Below are 5541 nucleotides of genomic sequence, written 5' to 3'. Positions count from 1 at the left end.
TTGGTGGAGCTAAACGGGATCGAACCGTTGACCTCTTGCATGCCATGCAAGCGCTCTCCCAGCTGAGCTATAGCCCCAAACAGTCAGTGTTGCGTGTTGCTGTGTGGACGGGGCGCATATTAAGACTGGATCGGTAGGCTGTCAAACTTATTTTTAAAAATTTCTAAAAAAATTTGCCGTGAGAACAACCACTTACCCTTAAAACCCCGAAAACACGGGGGCGCGCTGATTAAATTTGTAGTCGCTGCCGCAGGCTGCGATGGGCTGCATAGCAGCCCTGCTGTTCCAAAATACCTTCGGCCCCTCTCGCAGCCTTCGGCAGCGACTACAAATAAACGCGAATCAAGCCATTGCGCTGAACAGCTTTTCCCACTCTTTGTTTTCTTTCTTCGACACGCCACCCAGCAGGTCCAGCGCCTGACGCAGACGGAAACGCGTCAGGTCCGGGCCCAGGATCTCCATGGCATCCAGTACCGACACCGAGCTGGCCTGGCCAGTGATGGAAGCGAACATCAGCGGCATGGCATCACGCAGCTTCAGTTCAAGGGATTCCACCACGGTCTGAATGCACGCCGTGATCGCGTCTTTCTCCCACTGACGCAGGCTTTCGAGCTTCCACAAAATCAACTGCATCAACTGGCGTACTTGATCGCCGGAGAGCTTTTTGTGCTCAAACAGCTTGGCATCCAGCTGCACGCCGCCTGCGAAGAAGAACCCGGCCAACGGCGCGATCTGGCTGAAGGTTTCAACCCGGCCCTGCACCAGCGGCGCGATCTTCATCATGTAGTCGGGGTTCAACGCCCAGTGCTGCACGCGGCTGGCGAACTCTTCCAGCGGCAAGTCACGCAGCCATTGGCCATTGAGCCAGGAAAGCTTCTCGATATCGAAAATCGGCCCGCCCAGGGAGACACGGGACAGATCAAAGTTATCGACCATTTCTTGCAGCGAGAACTTCTCGCGCTCGTCCGGCATCGACCAGCCCATGCGGCCCAGGTAGTTGAGCATGGCCTCAGGCATAAAGCCCATGCGCTCGTAGAACGTCACCGACGTCGGGTTCTTGCGCTTGGACAGCTTGCTCTTGTCCGGGTTACGCAGCAGCGGCATGTAGCACAACTGCGGTTGTTCCCAGCCAAAGTATTCGTACAGCAGGATCAGTTTTGGCGCCGATGGCAGCCATTCTTCGCCACGCAGCACGTGGGTGATGCCCATCAGGTGGTCATCGACCACGTTGGCCAGAAAGTACGTTGGCAGGCCGTCAGCCTTCATCAGTACCTGCATGTCCATGCGGTCCCACGGGATCTCGACGTCGCCACGCAGCATGTCCGGCACCACGCACACGCCCTCGGTCGGCACTTTCATGCGGATCACGTGCGGCTCGCCTGCGGCCAGGCGGCGGTCGATTTCTTCTTGCGACAGCAGCAAGGCACGGCCGTCGTAACGCGGGGTTTCGCCCTTGGCCATTTGCTCGGCGCGCATTTGGTCCAGCTCTTCTGCGGTGCAGAAGCACGGGAACGCATAGCCCTTGTCGACCAGTTCCTGGGTGTATTGCTTGTAGATGTCACTGCGCTCGCTTTGACGGTACGGACCGTGCGGTCCGCCAACGTCCGGGCCTTCGCTCCAGGTGATCCCCAACCAGCGCAGGGCGTCGAAGATCTGCTGTTCCGACTCGCGGGTCGAACGCAATTGGTCAGTGTCTTCGATGCGCAGGATGAACTCGCCGCCATGCTGCTTGGCAAAGCAGTAGTTGAACAAAGCGATGTAAGCGGTACCTACGTGGGGGTCGCCAGTCGGTGATGGCGCGATGCGCGTGCGAACGGTGGTCATGAGCGATCTCGAAGTGAAGATAAAACAAAGGGCGAATCTTAACAGGCCGACCCGGCTCGGCTCCAGCGCAGCACGCAGGCAAAGGCCGAACATCCGACGCGCAGATGAAAAAACCTCCAAATAGAGCGTTTGTATCAAGTTGATACAGGGAAAACCCCGGGACAGAGGTGCTAATCTCGCCTCATTCTCGGTCATCCCTGTCTGGAGTCTCCCCATGGGCCACGTAGTGCTGGTGCTGGTTGAAACGGTTAACGACTGTCTGTATTTGCTGGAAGACCAGGGTTATGAACTGATTCTTGCGCCCAGCGCCGCCAGCCGCGCCGAGGCCATCGCCAGCCACGGCGCACGTATCGACGTCGTGCTGACCCGCGGCCCGCTGGGTTTGCGCGATGATGAAATGGCCGCCCTGCCCTTGCTCGGCATCATCTGCGTGATTGGCGCCGGCTATGAAGAAGTCGATTTGCAGGCCGCCAGCAATCGCGGGATCAAGGTGACCAATGGCGCCGGGGCCAACGCCTCGTGCGTGGCTGACCATACCCTGGCGCTACTGTTGTCTACGGTGCGCGGCATACCCCAAGCGGACGCCAGTGTGCGCCGCAACGAATGGATCAAAGTACGCCAGCCGAGCCTGTCCGGAAAACGCCTGGGCATTGTCGGCCTTGGCGCAGTGGGTCAAGCCATCGCCAAACGGGCCGCGCTGGGTTTTGACATGAGCGTCAGCTACCACACCCGCCAACCCCGCCCGGACAGCCCGTACACCTACCGCGCCAACGTACACGACCTGGCCAGCGCGGTGGACTTTCTGGTGCTGGCGACCCCCGGCGGTGCGGGCACGCGACACTTGGTCGACGCCAGCGTACTCCAAGCGCTGGGCCCCGACGGCTACCTGATCAACATTGGCCGGGGCAGCGTGGTCGACACTCAAGCCCTGATCACCGCCCTGGCCGCAGGCACCATCGCCGGTGCCGGGCTTGATGTGTTTGACGGCGAGCCATTGGTCCCCGATGGCCTGAAAACCCTCAGCAACGTGGTCATGACCCCGCACGTGGCCGGCCAATCGCCCGAAGCGGCTAAAGACACCGTGCAATTGGTGGTCGACAACCTGCAGGCGTTTTTTAGTGGCCAGCCGTTACTGACACCGCTGCAACTGCCTGCACCTCGCTAACACTGATTTATAAAGTCCCGGAGCCCGCGTTTGAAATTCAGCCTGCCAAAAATCGCCACCGCGCCCTTCTGCCCACCTGAAGTCAGCGGCAGCGTCCCCGTGGACACCAGGGCGCCGTTCTGGAAACGCGCGCTGAGCTTCGCCGGGCCCGGCTTGTTGATCAGCATCGGTTACATGGATCCGGGCAACTGGGCCACCGCCATCGAAGCAGGTTCGCGCTACGGCTACAGCTTGCTGTTTGTGGTATTGCTCGCCAGCCTGGCCGGGATGGCCGTGCAGTGTTTGTGCTCTCGCCTGGGCATCGCCACCGGGCGCGACCTGGCGCAACTTTGCCGCGAACGCTACAGCCAGCGCTCGGCGCGGTTTCAATGGGTATTGGCAGAAATCTCGATCATCGCCACCGACCTCGCCGAAGTACTCGGCTGCGCGCTGGCCTTCCACTTGCTGCTAGGCTGCTCGCTGACCTTCGGCATCGCCCTGACCGCCTTCGACACCCTGTTGATTCTGGCGCTGCAAGGCAAAGGCTTCCGCCGCCTCGAAGCCATCATGCTGGCTCTGGTGATGACCATCGCCGCGTGTTTTTTCGTTGAACTGGTGCTGATCAAACCCTACTGGCCGGATGTTTTCGAAGGCTTCAAACCTTCCCTTTCCGCCATCAGCGACGCCGCGCCGCTGTACATCGCCATCGGCATCATTGGCGCCACGGTCATGCCGCACAACCTCTACCTGCACACCTCCATCGTGCAAACCCGCCTGACCGGCCGCGACTACGCCAGCAAACTCGACGCCGTACGCCTGTCGCGCATCGACACCATCGGTTCGCTGACCCTGGCCCTGCTGGTCAACGCCGCCATCCTGATCCTCGCCGCTGCCGCCTTCCATCAGACCGGCCATTCTGACATCGTCGAAATCCAGGACGCCTACCGCATGCTCGACCCGCTGGTCGGCGGCGCGATGGCCAGCGTGCTGTTTGGCGTGGCATTACTGGCCTCGGGGCAAAGCTCGACCTTCACCGGCACCATTGCCGGGCAAGTGATCATGGAAGGCTACTTGAACCTGCGCATCCCCTGCTGGCAGCGCCGCCTGATTACCCGTGGCCTGGCCTTGATCCCGGCGTTCCTCGGGGTGTGGCTGATGGGCGATGACGCCGTGGGCAAACTGCTGATCCTTAGCCAGGTCGTGCTGAGCCTGCAACTGCCCTTTGCGCTCTACCCGCTGATCCGCATGACCAGCGACCCGACGCTCATGGGGCCTTTCGCAAATCGGCTGCCGACAAAGCTGCTGGCGTGGTTCCTGTTTGCCGTGATCAGCGGGGCGAATGTGTGGTTGATTGCGCAGATTGGATTTGGGGATTGAAAACGGTTCGTGTAGCCACATCTGCGCCAGCAGCAATAACGGAAAGCACCGGCTTTGAGAGTCACAAAGCCATATCCAGGAAAAACAAACTCATCCACCCAACTTTTAACTCTCCACCCCAAAAAACCAAGTTGCCGTTATTTAAACGGCGCCTTAACCCTCTACAATTAGGCACAATACTTTAACAGTCTACACCCGAGCATGGCGTAAAAAAACAACTACAGAGAAATGCAGTTGTAGTGAATTTTCCAGAGCACCCACCCAAGTAAGAACTTCGCCTTTATTGCGACGGAAATTTCATACAAATAGGTTTCAGTATTCGAAAAACCTTACAAGAACAATCAACACACACCCCACACACACCTACAACACCATGAATAGTAAGAAAAATATATTAGCACCCCCACCCTTCATAAAAACCAAGCACTTTTAAAACACTTTTTCCCCACAAAAAAAAACCAATGACAGATCAACTGCGCCTAGCTACCATCCATCCAAGCCGCAAAAATCAAACTCAATAAACCTCCATTGCTAACTAAAAAAGGATATGACACATATGTCTTCCTCACTAACCCCACCTACTGTTTCGAACGAAACAGCAGGAGACGGCGTAGAATGTAGCAATGCATCGTGGACTTTTGGAGGTACTACCCCACAGCATTTCGATTCCCATGTATCCAAGTCCGTACCTCACTATAAAGACGGGCACAGTATTGTACTGTCACTCAGCGATTTTTTCGTAAAACATGACAGCACATGCTACGAACTTGGAAGTTCCACCGGCACTTTAACCAGACAGCTTGCACTGCGTCACTGCTCCTCGACAAACTGGGTCGGCATAGATTTGGAACCGGCGATGACACTCAAAGCCAATGACCATTTGTGCGCACCCAAACAAGACAACGTTAGTTTCATAACCGACGATATATTGACCTTCCCCTTTGCAAAAAGTGATTTAATTGTTGCTTACTACACTATTCAATTTGTGCACCCACGTGCTCGTCAGTTATTAATTGATCGCATCTACGAATCTTTGAACTGGGGCGGCGCATTCATTATGTTTGAAAAAGTCAGAGGACCAGACGCTCGATTTCAAGACATCCTCAACAGTCTTTATATAGGGCGGTTGCAGGATCTGAGTGCAACACGGTTATTGAATTGAAGCGGGAGCATCATGCCGCATCACCACGGCTTCT

At 57.0% G+C, this 5541-nt stretch carries 4 protein-coding genes and 1 tRNA gene; 3 read left to right on the top strand and 2 right to left on the bottom strand.

What is annotated here, in order from left to right; genetic code table 11:
* Window position 1 precedes the first annotated feature (1 nt).
* Window positions 2–77 (bottom strand) — tRNA-Ala (locus GHO41_RS28310).
* A 265-nt stretch (window positions 78–342) separates the two neighbouring features.
* Window positions 343–1824: a glutamate--tRNA ligase gene (gene gltX, locus GHO41_RS28305; RefSeq protein WP_153330962.1), complete on the bottom strand. Its 1482-nt coding sequence runs from the start codon at window positions 1822–1824 to the stop codon at window positions 343–345.
* A gap of 214 nt (window positions 1825–2038) precedes the next feature.
* Between gltX and GHO41_RS28300 the strand changes: the two genes are divergently transcribed.
* The 3 genes from GHO41_RS28300 to GHO41_RS28290 all read left to right on the top strand — a co-directional run bounded on the left by GHO41_RS28300 (window position 2039) and on the right by GHO41_RS28290 (window position 5507).
* The gene (locus GHO41_RS28300; protein ID WP_153435263.1) at window positions 2039–2989 is read left to right on the top strand and encodes a 2-hydroxyacid dehydrogenase; all 951 of its coding nucleotides are present in this window, start codon (window positions 2039–2041) and stop codon (window positions 2987–2989) included.
* 30 nt (window positions 2990–3019) lie between these two features.
* Window positions 3020–4345, top strand: a complete 1326-nt coding sequence (locus GHO41_RS28295; protein WP_048368868.1) for an Nramp family divalent metal transporter — start codon at window positions 3020–3022, stop codon at window positions 4343–4345.
* Window positions 4346–4901: 556 nt separating this feature from the next.
* Window positions 4902–5507: a methyltransferase domain-containing protein gene (locus GHO41_RS28290; RefSeq protein WP_153435262.1), complete on the top strand. Its 606-nt coding sequence runs from the start codon at window positions 4902–4904 to the stop codon at window positions 5505–5507.
* Window positions 5508–5541 lie beyond the last annotated feature (34 nt).

It is taken from the genome of Pseudomonas sp. FSL R10-0399 (assembly GCF_009600165.1).
GTDB classification, from domain to species: Bacteria; Pseudomonadota; Gammaproteobacteria; order Pseudomonadales; family Pseudomonadaceae; genus Aquipseudomonas; species Aquipseudomonas helleri.
The sequence above is the reverse complement of the archived record's forward strand: the minus strand, read 5'-3'. Positions and strand labels throughout refer to the sequence as shown.